A 15,311-nucleotide genomic window follows, 5' to 3' on the forward strand; every position below is an offset into this window, starting at 1 on the left:
CGTGCTTGGTACTGGCTACCACCGTCAGGCACGCACCCGATGATCCGCGACACTTCCGCCCAGGACCAGATCGTTTCCTCCGCCCCGGCCAGCGCTCCGCGCGCCAACTGGCTCCGTTACCGTTGGCCGGCGCTGGGCACGATCGCCCTGCTCGCCGGCATCGGCTGGGCCGTGCACGCCTGGTCCAACGCCAGCCGCTCCTTCGACAGCAGCCGCGTGCGCATCGCCGAAGTGAAGCGTGGCGATCTGGTCCGTGACATCGCCGCCGACGGCCGCGTGATCGCCGCCAACAGCCCGATCCTGTATGCCATCTCCGCCGGCACCGTGGACCTGAAGGTGGTCGCCGGCGATGTGGTGAAGAAGGGGCAGGAGCTGGCGATCATCGACAGCCCCGAACTGCGCAGCAAACTGGCCCAGGAACAGGCCACCCTGGCCGGTCTGGAAGCCGAGGCCAGCCGTGCCGCGCTGGACGCCACCCTGGCCCGCGCCAAGTCGCGCAAGGAAACCGACCAGGCCACCATCGAACGGCAGGCCGCCGACCGCGACCTGCAGCGCTACCAGCGCGGCTACGACGGCGGTGCAGTGCCGCAGATCGACCTGGCCAAGGCCAAGGACTCGTTGAAGAAGGCCGACATCACCCTGGCCAACGCCACCACCGATGCACGCCTGCAGAGCCAGGGCGCCGACCTGGATGCCCGCAACAAGCGCCTGCTGGCTGATCGCCAGAAGGCGGTGGTGGCCGAAGTGCAGCGCCAGGTCGACGCGCTGACGCTGCGTGCCCCGTTCGATGGCCAGGTCGGCCAGGTGCAGGCGGTGCAGTCCACCAACCTGGCCGCCAACGCCCCGGTGCTGGGCGTGGTCGACCTGTCCAAGTTCGAAGTCGAGATCAAGGTGCCGGAGAGCTTCGCCCGCGACCTGGCGATCGGCATGCCGGCACAGCTGACCGGTGGCAACGGCCAGCCGTTCCCGGGTGAGATCAGCGCGGTGTCGCCGGAAGTGGTCAACGGCGAGGTCAACGCCCGCGTGCGCTTTGCCAGCGCGCAGCCGGAAGGCCTGCGCCAGAGCCAGCGGATGTCGGTGCGCGTGCTGCTCGATACCCGCAGGAACGTGCTGAAGGTCGAGCGCGGCCCGTTCGTCGAACAGGGCAACGGCATGGCCTACGTGATGGATGGCCGCACCGCCGTGCGTCGTCCGGTGGAACTGGGCGTCAGCAGCCTGGGCGAAGTGGAAATCAAGTCGGGTGTGCAACCGGGCGACCGCATCGTGGTCTCCGGCAGCGACCTGTTCAAGGACGCCGAGCGCGTCTCCGTCAACTGATACCTGATACCTGAATCCTGGAGAGAGGACACCCCATGTACATGCTCGAAATGCGCTCGGTCGCCAAGGTCTTCCGCACCGAACAGGTGGAAACCCACGCACTGCGCTCGCTGGAACTGCAGGTCAAGGAAGGCGAGTTCGTCGCCGTCACCGGCCCGTCCGGTTCCGGCAAGACCACCTTCCTCAACATCGCCGGCCTGCTGGAAACCTTCACCAGCGGCACCTACATGCTGGACGGCCAGGACGTGAGCACGCTGGGCGACGATGCGCGCAGCCGCCTGCGCAACCAGAAGATCGGCTTCATCTTCCAGGGCTTCAACCTGATCCCGGACCTCAACCTGTTCGACAACGTCGACGTGCCGCTGCGCTATCGCAGGATGAGCGCCAACGAGCGCCGCGAACGCATCGAGAAGGCGCTGACCCAGGTCGGCCTCGGCTCGCGCATGAAGCACTACCCGAACGAGCTGTCCGGCGGCCAGCAGCAGCGCGCGGCGATCGCACGTGCCCTGGCCGGCAGCCCGCGCCTGCTGCTGGCCGACGAACCGACCGGCAACCTGGATACGCAGATGGCCCGTGGCGTGATGGAACTGCTGGAAGAGATCAATGCCGCCGGCACCACCATCGTGATGGTCACCCACGATCCGGAACTGGCCGCACGCGCGCAGCGCAACGTGCACATCGTCGATGGCCAGGTGACCGACCTGGTGCGTGAGCCGGTGCTGGCAACGCCGGTGCGCCACATCGTCGCCGTCAACGAGTGAGGGCCCGACCATGTTCGCCTACTACGCCCGATTGGCGGCGCGCAGCTTCCGCCGCAACAAGGTCCTGACCGTGCTGATGGTGGTTGCCATCGCGCTCGGCATCGGCGCCTCCATGACCACATTGACCGTGTTCCACGTATTGTCCGGCGACCCGATTCCCGGCAAGAGCGACCGCCTGTTCTACGTGCAGCTCGACGCCGCGACCGGCGCCTATGTCGCCGGCGAAGAGCCGGAAACCCAGCTGACCCGCTTCGACGGTGAAGCGCTGCTGCGCGAAGCCAAGGGTGAACGCCAGGCACTGATGAGCGGCGGCGGCGGCACCATCGAACCGGACAACAGCACCCTCAAGCCCTTCAGCATCGACACCCGCTGGACCTCGGCCGACTTCTTCCCGATGTTCGAGGTGCCCATGCAGTACGGCCGCCCCTGGACGCGCGAGGACGATGAAGGCCGCGCACGCGTGGTGGTCATCTCCAAGGCGCTCAACGACAAGCTGTACCAGGGTGCCAACAGCGTGGGCCGCGACCTGCGCATGGAAGGCCAGAGTTACCGCATCGTCGGCGTGATGAAGGAATGGAGTCCGGAGCCGCACTTCTACGACCTGACCACCGGCAGCTACGGCAAGAACGAAGACCTGCTGCTGCCGATCTCCACCTCGTTCGACCTGAAGCTCGGCAACAACGGCAACATGAACTGCTTCGGCGAAAACCCCGACGGCAACAGCTACTCGCTCAATGCACCGTGCGCGTGGCTGCAGTACTGGGTGGAAATGGACCCGGCCAAGGCCGGCGACTACCGCCGCTACCTGGAGAACTATTCGACCCAGCAGCGCGAGGCCGGCCGCTTCAAGCATCCGCCGAACGTGCGCCTGCGCACCGTGATGGAATGGCTGGACTTCAATGGTGCCGTCCCCAGCGACGTGCGCCTGCAGCTGTGGCTGGCGCTGGGCTTCCTCGGTGTCTGCCTGGTCAACACGGTAGGCCTGCTGCTGGCCAAGTTCCTGCGCCGCAGCGGTGAGATCGGCGTGCGCCGTGCGCTCGGTGCCAGCCGCGGCCAGATCTTCCTGCAGTGCCTGGTGGAAGCCGGCGCGGTCGGCGTGGTCGGTGGCGTGCTCGGCATCGGCCTGGCCCTGCTCGGCCTGTTCGCGGTGCGCCAGCAACCGGTGGAGTACGCCAAGCTGGCCCACCTGGACGGCAACATGCTGCTGCTCGCACTGGGCCTGACCCTGTTCGCCAGCCTCGCCGCCGGTTTCCTGCCCGCCTGGCGCGCCATGCAGGTCACCCCGGCCATCCAGCTCAAGTCGCAGTAAGCACCCGAACGAGGACTCCCATGGACATCCGCCCCATCCTCAGCACGCTGCGCCGGCACAAGACCGCTGCCGCCCTGATCGTGCTGGAAGTCGCACTGACCTGCGCCATCGTCTGCAACGCGCTGTTCCTGGTCAGCCAGCGCGTGGAAAAGATCAGCATGCCCAGCGGCATCGCCGAGAGCGAACTGGCAATGCTGCGCGTCAGCGGCATCGGCAAGCAGACCGACGCCATGGCCCGCACCCGCGAGGACCTGGCATCGCTGCGCGCGATCCCCGGCGTCAGCAACGTCACCATCATCAACCAGATCCCCTTCCGCAACGGCTCCTCCAGCAGCAGCATCTCGCGGGTGATCGACCAGGAACGGCCGACCACCAACGCCTCGATGTACACCCTGTCGGAGAACGGGCTGGCCACAATGGGCATCAACCTGATCGCCGGCCGCGATTTCCTGCCCGACGAGTACCAGAACTTCGAAGACGTCAGCAAGGGCGGCGCCAAGGAAAAGGCCATCCCGGTCATCCTCACCCAGGCCACCGCCGCCAAGATGGAGCCCAACGGCAGCGCGTTGGGCAAGACCTACTACATGGGCAAGCAGTCACTGCACGTGGTCGGCATCGTCGACACGCTCAGCACGCCCAACGGCTGGAATGACAACTGGACCAACTCGATGCTGCTGCCGATCCGCCGCACCTTCGACGACGGTGGCACCTACATCCTGCGCACCTCGCCCGAACGCCGCCAGGAAGTGCTCGACGCCGGTGCCGCCGCGCTGGAACGCAACGACCCGAACCGGCTGATGCGCGACAAGCTGACCTATGAAGACCAGCGCAAGGACTTCTTCAAGAACGACCGCGCGATGGTCGGCCTGCTGATCACCGTCAGCATCTCGCTGCTGGTGGTCACCGCGCTGGGCATCATCGGCCTGGCCAGCTTCTGGGTGCAGCAGCGCAGCAAGCAGATCGGCATCCGCCGTGCGCTGGGCGCGACCCGCGGGCAGATCCTGCGCTACTTCCAGACCGAGAACTTCCTGCTGGCCACGCTGGGCATCGTGCTGGGCATGCTGGCCGCCTACGCGATCAACCTGGCCCTGATGAACCTGTACGAGCTGCCGCGCATGCCGCTGTACTACCTGCCCCTGGGCGCACTGCTGCTGTGGGTGCTGGGCCAGATCGCGGTGTTCGGTCCGGCACGGCGTGCGGCGGCGGTACCGCCTGCGGTCGCCACGCGGGGCGCGTGAGATGCGTGCCTGCGCGATGTGCCTGATGCTGCTCCTGCCACTGCCGGCGCTGGCCGGTGGTGGCAGCGCACAGACGCTGGAATGGCGCCAGGATGGAGCGCGGCTGTCGCTGCGCTCGACCGAAGGCCAGGTGCATGTGGAGGCCGCCAGCCCGGAAGCACGCTTCGGCGTACGCAGCGGGGATCGCATCCTCCGCGTGGACGACACGGCGGTGCGCCGGGTCGAGCACCTTGCCGTGGCCTTGCGCCATTCCAGCACAGCCACTGCCTATCTGTTGCTGCGCCGCGACAGACGCGAACTGACGGTGGCGGTCAACGCCGCCGCATGGCGACAGGCACTGGATGTCCCGCCACCACCCGCGCCACCACCTCCGCCGGCCCCACCCGGGCGCTGAGCATCATCCGCTCCTGCACGGCCACAGGTTTGGCTATGCTTGATGGGTGGCGCCGGGCTCTCCCGGTGCGTGGACACGAACGGCTCCATCGGCGCCGCCCATCCCTTTCTGCAGAACCGCTTGATGCCTGCGATCCTGATCATCGACGACAACGCCAGCGTGGGTACCGCGCTGGACGTGCTGTTCTCCCTGCATGACATCGATACCCTGCAGGCGCAGACGCCCGCCGACGGGCTGGCGCTGCTCGAATCACAGCCGGTCGACCTGGTCATCCAGGACATGAATTTCAGCGAGGACACCACCTCCGGTGAAGAGGGCGAGGCCCTGTTCGCGCAGATCCGCGCGCGCCATCCGGACCTGCCGGTGATCCTGCTCACGGCGTGGACCCATCTGAGCAGCGCCGTGGACCTGGTCAAGGCCGGTGCCGCCGACTACCTGGCCAAGCCGTGGGACGATCGCAAGCTGCTGACCACGGTCAACAACCTGCTGGAACTGTCCGAGGCGCGCCGCGAGCTGGACCGCCGGCGCACGCGTGAACTGCGCCAGCGCAATGCGCTGGAAGCGAAGTACGACCTGTGCGGTGCGGTAGTCGCCGATCCGGCCAGCGAGCGTGTGGTCACCCTGGCCTGCCAGGTCGCACGCTCGGAACTGCCGGTGCTGATCACCGGCCCCAACGGCGCCGGCAAGGAAAAGATCGCGCAGATCATCCAGGCCAATTCGCTGGTGGCCAAGGGTCCGTTCGTGGCGGTCAACTGCGGCGCGCTGCCCTCGGAACTGATCGAAGCCGAGCTGTTCGGTGCCGAGGCCGGTGCGTATACCGGCGCCAACAAGGCACGCGAAGGCAAGTTCGAAGCCGCCGATGGTGGCACCCTGTTCCTGGATGAGATCGGCAACCTGTCGCTGGGCGGGCAGATGAAGCTGCTGCGCGTGCTGGAAACCGGCCGCTTCGAGCGCCTGGGCTCCAACCGCGAACGCCAGGTCAAGGTCCGCGTGGTCAGCGCGACCAATGCCGACCTACCGGCGATGATCCGCGACGGTACCTTCCGCGAAGACCTCTACTACCGCCTCAATACGGTGGAACTGGTGCTGCCGCCGCTGGCCGAACGACCGGGCGACATCGTGCCGCTGGCCGAACGATTCCTGGCCGCCGGCAAGCCGCTGTCCAGCGCCGCCACCGCAGCACTGCAGCGGCACCCGTGGCCCGGCAACGTGCGCGAACTGCGCAACGTGATCCAGCGTGCCGAACTGCTGGCCACCGGCAACCGCATCGAAGTGGCCGATCTCAACCTGCCACGCGCAGCCGTCGCACCGCGACCGGCACCCAGCGCAGGCAATGATCCCGACCGCGCACGCATCGAGGAGGTACTGGCGCGCAACCATGGCGTCATCGCCCAGGCTGCCGCCGAGCTCGGCCTGAGCCGCCAGGCGCTGTACCGGCGCATGGACCGCCACGGTATTCCACGCGAATGAAACGACGCTCGTTCACTTTCCGCCTGTTCCTGCGCCTGCTGCCGGTGTTGGCACTGGCAGCGGCACTGCCGTGGCTGCTGGCCTACTGGATGGACCATGGTTGGGTGGTGACCACGGTATCGGCGCTGATCCTGCTGTCGCTGATGTGGTGGACCCTGCGCCGTGCGACGGCGCCGGTACGCTCACTGATGCGTGCGCTGGCCGGTACCACCAGCAGTTACCGCGACGGCGAATACAACTTCGGTGTGCACTGGCCGGGGAACGACGAGCTGGGCGACCTGGTGCAGGCCCACCGCGAACTGGGCGACGTGCTGCGCGCGCAGCGACAGGGACTGGTGCAACGTGAGCTGCTGCTGGACACCATGGTGCAGAACACGCCGGTGGCGATGCTGCTGATCGCCTCCGGCGGTGATGGCGTGGCTCGCGTGGTGTTCTCCAACCTGGCGGCGCGCAAGCTGCTGCACGGCGGCTGGAAGCTGGAAGGCCAGCGCCTGGAAGACGTGCTGGAACAGGTGCCGGTGGAACTGCGCGATGCCATCGCCCGTGGCGGTGACAGCCTGTTCGCGGTGCACGCCGAGGGGGAGGACGGCGATGAGGATGACGAGCAGGTCTATCACCTCTCGCGCCGTGCCTTCCAGCTCAACGGTCGTCCGCACGACCTGCTGCTGGTGCGCCTGTTGACCGCCGAGCTGCGCCGCCAGGAAGTGCAGACCTGGAAGAAAGTGATCCGGGTGATCAGCCACGAGCTCAACAACTCACTGGCGCCGATTGCTTCGCTCGCCCATTCCGGCGGCGTGCTGGTGCAGCGCGAGCGCTTCGATCGGCTGCCGGAGATCTTCACCACCATCGAAGACCGCGCACGCCACCTGGAAGGTTTCATCCGCGGCTACGCGCGCTTTGCCAAGCTGCCACAGCCGCAGCTGCAGACCGTGCACTGGGCACCGTTCCTGTCCAGCCTGCGCCAGCAGATTCCGTTCGGCATGGAACGTGAACCGGACGAGGAGCTGAGCAGTCGCATCGACATCGCGCAGTTCGGGCAGGCGTTGTTGAACCTGCTGAAGAACGCGCACGAAGCCTGCGCCGAAGCCGAGCCGCCCAACGATGACGTGCAGGTACAGTTGACGCGGCTGCCGCAGTGGCTGCGGCTGGACGTGCTGGATCGTGGCAAGGGCATGAACGAACAGGTGCTGCAGAACGCACTGATGCCGTTCTATTCGACCAAGCGCAACGGCACCGGGCTGGGGCTGGCACTGACGCGCGAGATCGTGGAAGCGCACGGCGGACGCGTGTCACTGCAGAATCGCGGCGATGGCGGGTTGTGCGTGTCGATCCTGCTGCCGGTGGGTTGAGCGGGCCAACGCGGTTCCCGCTGTTCGCCGAGCTTGGTCGGCGAATCAGTAGATCCACGCCATGCGTGGATAAGCCGACCAGGGTCGGCACCTGCCCAAGCTGCAGCATCGGCATCCTGCACTCCAGGAGAACGGGAGCATCAAGAGCAAAGGCAACGACATCCGCGCGTAGTTTGAATCGACTGGGTGCAGCTGTGGCTCTGGATGTTGGTTCCGCCTTGAGCGAGCCGAGCATCGCAGGGGAATCTGGGGCGTAGAGGCGCCGATGTCTGAGCGCAGCGAGTTCGGCGCCGTCCCCTGATTCACCGAGAAGCGCAGGGCACCGATGCACAGCATCGGCTCGCGACCGGCGGAGCGTTTCTTTTGGTTACTTTTCTTTGCGCACAAAGAAAAGTAACGCCCATGACCGGTGGTTGACCTTCAGCCATCCAGCGAAGAGATGGATCGCCGCATCGCCACGCGCAGATGCATCGGAAACCCGAGCGCAGCCTCTTCGGCCATCACCGACTGCAGTCCGGCACCCCACTCCGCCTCCGGCACGGTGACGAACCCTTCGCTTGCATAGAAGGCCGCATTCCACGGCACGTCGGACAACGTGGTCAGCACAGCCGAGCGATAGCCTTCCGCCCGGGCCTGTACCAATGCATGGCGCAACAACGCGCGCCCATGACCCTGCCGCGCGTGCGCAGGATCTACATCCATCTGCAGAACGTGGAACTCACCCGCCAGTTCGCCGGCAAGCAGATACCCGGCGATGCCACCGTCAGCCGCATCCACCACCCACAGCTGCCGGCGCTCAAGGCCGTCCTGCAGTGTCGGCAGGTCCAGGCCGTGCCCGGCGAACACCGGATAGGCCTCATGGCCCTTCAACACCTCGCCGGCGCGCTGCTCGATGCCGGGCAGCACACCGAGTTCATCGGCGCGAGGAAGGCGGGGCTCAGGACTTCTTGAGCGGGCGCTTCCAGCCATCGATGGTTTCCTGTCGTGCACGTGCCAGTGTCAGCTTGCCGTCCGGCGCGTTGCGAGTGATGACCGAACCGGCGGCAATGGTCGCGCCGTCGCCAATGGTCACCGGCGCTACCAGCGAACTGTTGGAGCCGATGAACGCGTTGTCGCCGATGGTGGTGGTCGACTTGTTCACGCCATCGTAGTTGCAGGTGATGGTGCCGGCGCCGATGTTCACCTTGCTGCCGATCACCGCATCGCCCAGGTAGGTGAGGTGATTGGCCTTGCTGCCCACACCCAGCGTGACCTTCTTGGTCTCGACGAAGTTGCCGACGTGCACGCCATCGGCCAGCACGGTGCCCGGGCGCAGGCGGGCGAACGGGCCGATCTGCGCAGCGCCTTCGGTGACCACGCCTTCCAGATCGCAATGCGCGCGCACTTCGGTGCCCGGCCCGAGGTTGACGTCCTTCAGGCGGTTGAACGGACCGACGGTGACCCCGTCACCGAGCACGATGTTGCCTTCCAGCACCACGTCGACATCGATCAGCACGTCGCTGCCCACGGTGACGGTGCCGCGGATGTCCAGCCGTGCCGGGTCACGCACGCGCGCGCCCTGAGCGCACAGTGCACGCACCGCACGGCGCTGCCAGGCGCGCTCCAGCTGCGACAGCTGCCATGGATCATTCGCCCCCTCGGCCTCCTGTGCATCGGCGACCAGGGCCATCTCGGCCGGGGTGTACTCCTGCGCGGCGAAGGCGAACACGTCGGTGAGGTAGTACTCGCCCTGCGCGTTGCTGTTGGACAGCTGCGACAGCCAGCGGCGCAGCGCGGTCGATTCCGCGGTGATGATGCCGGTGTTGATGATGCGTACGCGCAACTGCTCGTCGCTGGCATCCTTCTGCTCGACGATCGCACCCACCTTGCCCTCGGCATCGCGCAGCACGCGCCCATAGCCGGTCGGGTCATCCATCTCGGCCACCAGCACCGCCAGCCGACCCGGCTGCGCGAGCAGGTCACGCAGGGTCTGCGCACGGATCAGCGGTACGTCGCCGTACAGCACCAGTACCTGTGCGGCATCGGGCACCTGCGGCATCGCCTGCGCGACGGCGTGGCCGGTGCCGAGCTGCTGCGCCTGTTCAGCCCATTGCAGGTCCTGCTGGCCGGCGAAGTACTGGCGCACGGCTTCGCCGCCGTGGCCATGGACCACATGGATTGCCGCCGGCTGGAGCTCACGGGCCGCATCGATCACGTGCGCCAGCATCGGCTGGCCCGCGATCGGCTGCAGCACCTTCGGCAGCACCGACTTCATGCGCTTGCCAGCGCCGGCGGCGAGGATGATGACGTGCAGGGGTTGGGTCATGGGAACGGCAGTCCGTGGTTCGTTGCCGGTGATTCTAGAGCGTGCGCCGTTAACATGGGCATCCCTCCCCCTTCGCCATGCCGATGAGCCTCATCCGCCAGGGAAGCGCCTACCTCGTCATCGGGCTCGTGCAGCTGCTTCTCGACTGGCTCGTGTTCGTGGTCACCACCGCGCTCGGCATGCCCGTGGCGCCAGCCAACGTCGCCGGGCGCCTGGCCGGCATGCTGCTGGGCTTCTGGCTCAACGGCCGCTACACCTTTGCCGAGGCGGGCGCACAGAGACTGGGCTGGAAGCGCTTTGCACGCTTCTTCGGACTATGGCTGCTGCTCACCGTGGCGAGCACATTGCTGGTGAGCCTGGTGGACCACGCGCTGGGCCTGCAGTACACCTGGCTGGCCAAGCCACTGGTGGAAGGCGGGCTGGCCTGCGTGTCGTTCCTGTTGATGCGGTATGTGGTGTACCGCTGAGACGAGACGAGGCGGGATCGGGATCGGGATCGGGACTGGTAGAGTCGACTGTTAGTCGACTAACGCGCGCAGCGCGGGACTTTCGCGGCCTGAACGTAGAGCAGTCGACTAACAGTCGACTCTACCCGGTCGACTCTACCCAGCCACCCAAACAAAAACGCCGGCACAGGGCCGGCGTTCTCGTCGGTGCAGCGCGAACCTCAGTGCTTGAGATTCTTGCGCAGGCGCTCCAGCGCCTGCAGCTGGACGACGGCTTCGGCCAGCTTCTGCTGGGCTTCGGCCACTTCCATCGCTTCGCCGCGGTTGGCCAGGATGCGCTCGGCTTCTTCCTTGGCCTTGCGGACCGAGGCTTCGTCGATGTCCTGCGCGCGGATCGCGGTGTCGGCCAGCACGGTCACCACCTGCGGCTGCACTTCCAGGATGCCGCCGGAAATGGCGAAATCCAGCTGCTCGCCGTTCGGCGTGGTCACCACCACCTTGCCCGGCTTCAGGCGGGTGATCAGCGGCGCGTGCTTGGGCGCGATGCCCAGTTCGCCCAGCTCACCGGTGGCCACGACCAGGGTCGCTTCGCCACGGAAGATTTCCTGCTCGGCGCTGACGATGTCGCAACGGATCGTGCTCATGCAAATCTCTTCGCTGTTCGCGGCGGCGCAATGCCACCGTGGGAGTCCACCGGCGCGGGCGGTTGCCCGGCGCCGGCGTCAGGTCGGGCAGGATCGCTCCCGCCCGTCCCGGATCAGGCCTTCTCGGCCATCTTCTTGGCCTTCTCGACCGCTTCTTCGATGCCGCCGACCATGTAGAACGCCTGCTCCGGCAGGTGGTCGTACTCGCCATCGACGATGGCCTTGAAGCCACGGATGGTGTCCTTCAGCGGCACGTACTTGCCCGGCGAACCGGTGAACACTTCGGCCACGTGGAACGGCTGGCTGAAGAAGCGCTCGATCTTACGGGCACGCGACACGGCCTGCTTGTCCTCTTCGGACAGTTCGTCCATGCCCAGGATCGCGATGATGTCCTTCAGTTCCTTGTACTTCTGCAGGGTCTGCTGGACGCGCTGGGCGGTGTCGTAGTGCTCGTGGCCGATGACCAGCGGATCCATCTGGCGGCTGGTGGAGTCCAGCGGATCGACGGCCGGGTAGATACCCAGCGAGGCGATCGAACGCGACAGGGTGACGGTCGAGTCCAGGTGGGCGAAGGTGGTCGCCGGCGACGGGTCGGTCAGGTCGTCCGCGGGAACGTAGACGGCCTGGATCGAGGTGATCGAACCGTTCTTGGTCGAGGTGATGCGTTCCTGCAGGACGCCCATTTCCTCGGCCAGGGTCGGCTGGTAACCCACGGCCGACGGCATGCGGCCCAGCAGTGCCGACACTTCGGTACCAGCCAGGGTGTAACGGTAGATGTTGTCGACGAACAGCAGGACGTCCTTGCCCTTGCCATTCTCGTCCTTCTCGTCGCGGAAGTACTCGGCCATGGTCAGGCCGGTCAGGGCGACGCGCAGACGGTTGCCCGGCGGCTCGTTCATCTGGCCGTACACCATCGCCACCTTGTCGAGGACGTTGGAGTCCTTCATTTCGTGGTAGAAGTCGTTGCCCTCACGGGTACGCTCACCCACGCCGGCGAACACGGACAGACCGCTGTGCGCCTTGGCGATGTTGTTGATCAGCTCCATCATGTTGACGGTCTTGCCGACGCCGGCGCCGCCGAACAGGCCGACCTTGCCGCCCTTGGCGAACGGGCACATCAGGTCGATGACCTTGATGCCGGTTTCCAGCAGTTCGGTGGCCGGGGACTGGTCTTCGTACGACGGGGCCGCACGGTGGATTTCCCAGCTATCGCTGGCGGCCACCGGGCCGGCTTCGTCGATCGGACGGCCGAGCACGTCCATGATGCGGCCCAGGGTGCCAGCACCGACCGGCACCGAGATGCCGCGACCGGTGTTGACGGCAACCAGGTTGCGCTTCAGGCCGTCGGTGGAACCGAGGGCGATGGTACGCACCACGCCGTCGCCCAGCTGCTGCTGGACTTCGAGGGTGATCTCGGTGTTTTCCACCTTCAGTGCGTCGTACACCTTCGGCACCGATTCACGCGGGAATTCGACGTCGACGACCGCGCCGATGATCTGAACGATCTTGCCCTGACTCATTGCTGCATCCTCTAATGTGTGCTTTGAACGAACGCGGTCAGACTGCTGCCGCGCCGCCGACGATTTCGGAGATTTCCTGGGTGATCGCTGCCTGGCGCGCCTTGTTGTAGACGAGCTGCAGGGTGCCGATCAGCTTGTTGGCGTTGTCGCTCGCCGCCTTCATCGCAACCATGCGTGCCGCATGCTCGGAGGCGACGTTTTCCAGCAGTGCCTGATACACCAGCGACTCGATGTAACGCGTCATCACGTGCTCGAGCACGGTCGCGGCATCGGGTTCGTACAGGTAGTCCCAGTCGTGGTGAGCGACCTGCTTCTCAGCCGGCGGCAGCGGCAGCAGCTGATCGAAGCTGGCCTTCTGCACCATGGTGTTCACGAAGCGGTTGTAGACCAGGTACACGCGGTCGATCTTGCCTTCGGTGAAGGCGTCGAGCATGACCTTGATCACACCGATCAGCGATTCCAGCTTCGGCACGTCGCCGATGTGGGTCACGCTGCCGACCATGTTGACCTTCACGCGGCGGAAGAAGGTCGAAGCCTTCTGGCCGATGGTCACCAGGTCCACTTCCGCACCCTTGTCCTGCCATGCCTTGGCTTCGCCCAGCATCTTGCGGAACAGGTTGTTGTTCAGGCCGCCGGCCAGGCCGCGATCGGAGGAGATCACGATGAAGCCGACCCGCTTGACCTGCTCGCGCTCGACCAGGAACGGATGCTGGTAGTCGGTGCTGGCCTGGGCCAGGTGACCGATCACCTGCTTCATCGCCTGCGCGTACGGACGCGAGGTCTTCATACGATCCTGCGCCTTGCGGATCTTGGAGGCCGAGACCATTTCCAGGGCGCGCGTCACCTTGCGGGTGTTCTGCACGCTCTTGATCTTGGTTTTGATTTCGCGTCCGCTTGCCATCTCTTGTTTCCCGTGGCGCGGGGCTGATGCCCCGCGTTGTTCAACCGTTTGTCATCTGGTCCAGCGGAGCCTGGGGCTCCGCTCTACAGGACCGCGATTACCAGCTGCCGGTGGTCTTGAACTCGGCAATGCCCTTCTTGAAGGCACCTTCGATGTCGTTGTCCCAACCGCCGGTGGCGTTGACCTTGCTGACCAGCTCGCCCTGGGTGTTGGCGAAGTGGGCGTGCAGGCCTTCTTCGAACGCCAGCAGCTTGTTGACCGGCACGTCGTCGAGGTAACCCTCGTTGACGGCGTAGATCGACAGCGCCTGGTTGGCGATCGACATCGGCGCGTACTGCTTCTGCTTCATCAGCTCGGTGACGCGCTGGCCACGCTCCAGCTGCTTGCGGGTCGCTTCGTCCAGGTCCGAGGCGAACTGCGCGAACGCAGCCAGCTCGCGGTACTGGGCCAGCGAGATACGGATGCCGCCCGACAGCTTCTTGATGATCTTGGTCTGGGCCGAGCCACCGACGCGCGACACCGAGATACCGGCGTTGACGGCCGGGCGGATGCCGGCGTTGAACAGGTCGGTTTCCAGGAAGATCTGGCCGTCGGTGATCGAGATCACGTTGGTCGGAACGAACGCGGACACGTCGCCGGCCTGGGTTTCGATGATCGGCAGCGCGGTCAGCGAACCGGTCTTGCCGGTGACCTTGCCTTCGGTGAACTTCTCGACGTATTCCTCGGACACGCGGGCAGCGCGTTCCAGCAGGCGCGAGTGCAGGTAGAACACGTCACCCGGGTAGGCTTCACGGCCCGGCGGGCGCTTCAGCAGCAGCGAGATCTGGCGGTAGGCAACGGCCTGCTTGGACAGATCGTCGTACACGATCAGCGCGTCTTCGCCGCGGTCCATGAAGTACTCACCCATGGTGCAGCCCGAGTAGGCGCTGATGTACTGCATGGCAGCCGATTCGGAAGCGGTCGCGGCCACCACGATGGTGTGGGCCAGCGCGCCGTTCTCTTCCAGCTTGCGCACGATGTTGGCGATGGTCGAAGCCTTCTGGCCGATCGCAACGTACACGCACTTGATGCCGGTGCCCTTCTGGTTGATCACCGCATCGATCGCCATCGCGGTCTTGCCGGTCTGGCGGTCGCCAATGATCAGCTCGCGCTGGCCACGGCCGATCGGGATCATCGAGTCGACCGACTTGTAACCGGTCTGCACCGGCTGGTCGACCGACTTGCGCCAGATCACGCCCGGAGCAACGCGCTCCACCGGAGCGGTCAGGTCGGTGCCCAGCGGGCCCTTGCCGTCGATCGGCTCGCCCAGCGCGTTCACGACGCGGCCCAGCAGTTCCGGACCGACCGGCACTTCCAGGATGCGGCCGGTGGTCTTGGCGACGTCGCCTTCGCGCAGGTGCTCGTAGTCACCCAGCACCACGGCGCCGACCGAGTCGCGCTCCAGGTTCAGGGCCAGGGCGAAGGTGTTGTTCGGCAGTTCGATCATTTCGCCCTGCATCACGTCGGCCAGACCGAAGATGCGCACGATGCCGTCGGACACGCTGGTCACGGTGCCTTCGTTGCGCGATTCCGCGGCCAGCTTGACCTTCTCGATGCGGTTCTTGATCAGTTCGCTGATTTCGGAGGGGTTGAGCGTGGTTGCCATCGTCAAGTCCTA

Annotated in this window: 14 protein-coding genes; 8 read left to right on the forward strand and 6 right to left on the reverse strand. The window is 66.0% G+C overall.

All coding sequences use genetic code 11. From position 1 onward, the window contains the following. Positions 1–39 precede the first annotated feature (39 nt). From ACZK29_RS18980 to ACZK29_RS19010, 7 genes are all read left to right on the forward strand, one after another. Positions 40–1,317, forward strand: coding sequence for an efflux RND transporter periplasmic adaptor subunit (locus tag ACZK29_RS18980; RefSeq protein ID WP_099551134.1), 1,278 nt, complete (start codon positions 40–42; stop codon positions 1,315–1,317). Between the two features lie 35 nt (positions 1,318–1,352). Further along, positions 1,353–2,078, forward strand: coding sequence for an ABC transporter ATP-binding protein (locus tag ACZK29_RS18985; protein ID WP_111113587.1), 726 nt, complete (start codon positions 1,353–1,355; stop codon positions 2,076–2,078). Positions 2,079–2,088: 10 nt separating this feature from the next. Beyond that, positions 2,089–3,387 (forward strand): ABC transporter permease, encoded by a 1,299-nt coding sequence (locus ACZK29_RS18990; protein WP_164147123.1) that lies wholly within the window; start codon positions 2,089–2,091, stop codon positions 3,385–3,387. Positions 3,388–3,407: 20 nt separating this feature from the next. Then, entirely contained in the window at positions 3,408–4,625 is a 1,218-nt protein-coding gene (locus tag ACZK29_RS18995; RefSeq protein ID WP_099551133.1) for an ABC transporter permease, read from the forward strand. A 16-nt stretch (positions 4,626–4,641) separates the two neighbouring features. Next, positions 4,642–5,019 (forward strand): PDZ domain-containing protein, encoded by a 378-nt coding sequence (locus ACZK29_RS19000; RefSeq protein ID WP_181358241.1) that lies wholly within the window; start codon positions 4,642–4,644, stop codon positions 5,017–5,019. A 123-nt stretch (positions 5,020–5,142) separates the two neighbouring features. Further along, complete coding sequence (locus ACZK29_RS19005) at positions 5,143–6,489, forward strand: sigma-54-dependent transcriptional regulator (RefSeq protein ID WP_106550953.1); 1,347 nt, start codon at positions 5,143–5,145, stop codon at positions 6,487–6,489. After that, on the forward strand, positions 6,486–7,838 hold the full coding sequence (locus ACZK29_RS19010) for a sensor histidine kinase (protein ID WP_478446364.1): 1,353 nt from the start codon (positions 6,486–6,488) through the stop codon (positions 7,836–7,838). The genes ACZK29_RS19005 and ACZK29_RS19010 overlap by 4 nt, the downstream gene beginning before the upstream one ends. A gap of 420 nt (positions 7,839–8,258) precedes the next feature. On the opposite strand, the gene ACZK29_RS19015 is transcribed toward ACZK29_RS19010, so the two are convergent. Both ACZK29_RS19015 and glmU read right to left on the reverse strand, forming a co-directional pair. Further along, the gene (locus tag ACZK29_RS19015; RefSeq protein WP_111202936.1) at positions 8,259–8,807 is read right to left on the reverse strand and encodes a GNAT family N-acetyltransferase; all 549 of its coding nucleotides are present in this window, start codon (positions 8,805–8,807) and stop codon (positions 8,259–8,261) included. Further along, positions 8,776–10,143 (reverse strand): bifunctional UDP-N-acetylglucosamine diphosphorylase/glucosamine-1-phosphate N-acetyltransferase GlmU, encoded by a 1,368-nt coding sequence (glmU, locus tag ACZK29_RS19020; protein WP_111202938.1) that lies wholly within the window; start codon positions 10,141–10,143, stop codon positions 8,776–8,778. Before glmU ends, ACZK29_RS19015 begins: the two co-directional genes overlap by 32 nt. A gap of 83 nt (positions 10,144–10,226) precedes the next feature. Between glmU and ACZK29_RS19025 the strand changes: the two genes are divergently transcribed. After that, positions 10,227–10,610: a GtrA family protein gene (locus ACZK29_RS19025; RefSeq protein ID WP_106550951.1), complete on the forward strand. Its 384-nt coding sequence runs from the start codon at positions 10,227–10,229 to the stop codon at positions 10,608–10,610. Between the two features lie 200 nt (positions 10,611–10,810). Here the strand turns inward: ACZK29_RS19025 and ACZK29_RS19030 are convergent, their stop codons facing one another. The 4 genes from ACZK29_RS19030 to atpA all read right to left on the reverse strand — a co-directional run bounded on the left by ACZK29_RS19030 (position 10,811) and on the right by atpA (position 15,299). Beyond that, positions 10,811–11,233: a F0F1 ATP synthase subunit epsilon gene (locus tag ACZK29_RS19030; protein WP_005419509.1), complete on the reverse strand. Its 423-nt coding sequence runs from the start codon at positions 11,231–11,233 to the stop codon at positions 10,811–10,813. A 113-nt stretch (positions 11,234–11,346) separates the two neighbouring features. Then, positions 11,347–12,753, reverse strand: coding sequence for a F0F1 ATP synthase subunit beta (atpD, locus tag ACZK29_RS19035; protein WP_005411128.1), 1,407 nt, complete (start codon positions 12,751–12,753; stop codon positions 11,347–11,349). A 37-nt stretch (positions 12,754–12,790) separates the two neighbouring features. Next, complete coding sequence (gene atpG / locus ACZK29_RS19040; protein ID WP_005411129.1) at positions 12,791–13,654, reverse strand: F0F1 ATP synthase subunit gamma; 864 nt, start codon at positions 13,652–13,654, stop codon at positions 12,791–12,793. Positions 13,655–13,751: 97 nt separating this feature from the next. Continuing rightward, complete coding sequence (gene atpA / locus ACZK29_RS19045; protein ID WP_005411130.1) at positions 13,752–15,299, reverse strand: F0F1 ATP synthase subunit alpha; 1,548 nt, start codon at positions 15,297–15,299, stop codon at positions 13,752–13,754. Positions 15,300–15,311 lie beyond the last annotated feature (12 nt).

The sequence above is a fragment of the Stenotrophomonas sp. 89682_Sma genome (genome assembly GCF_056481405.1).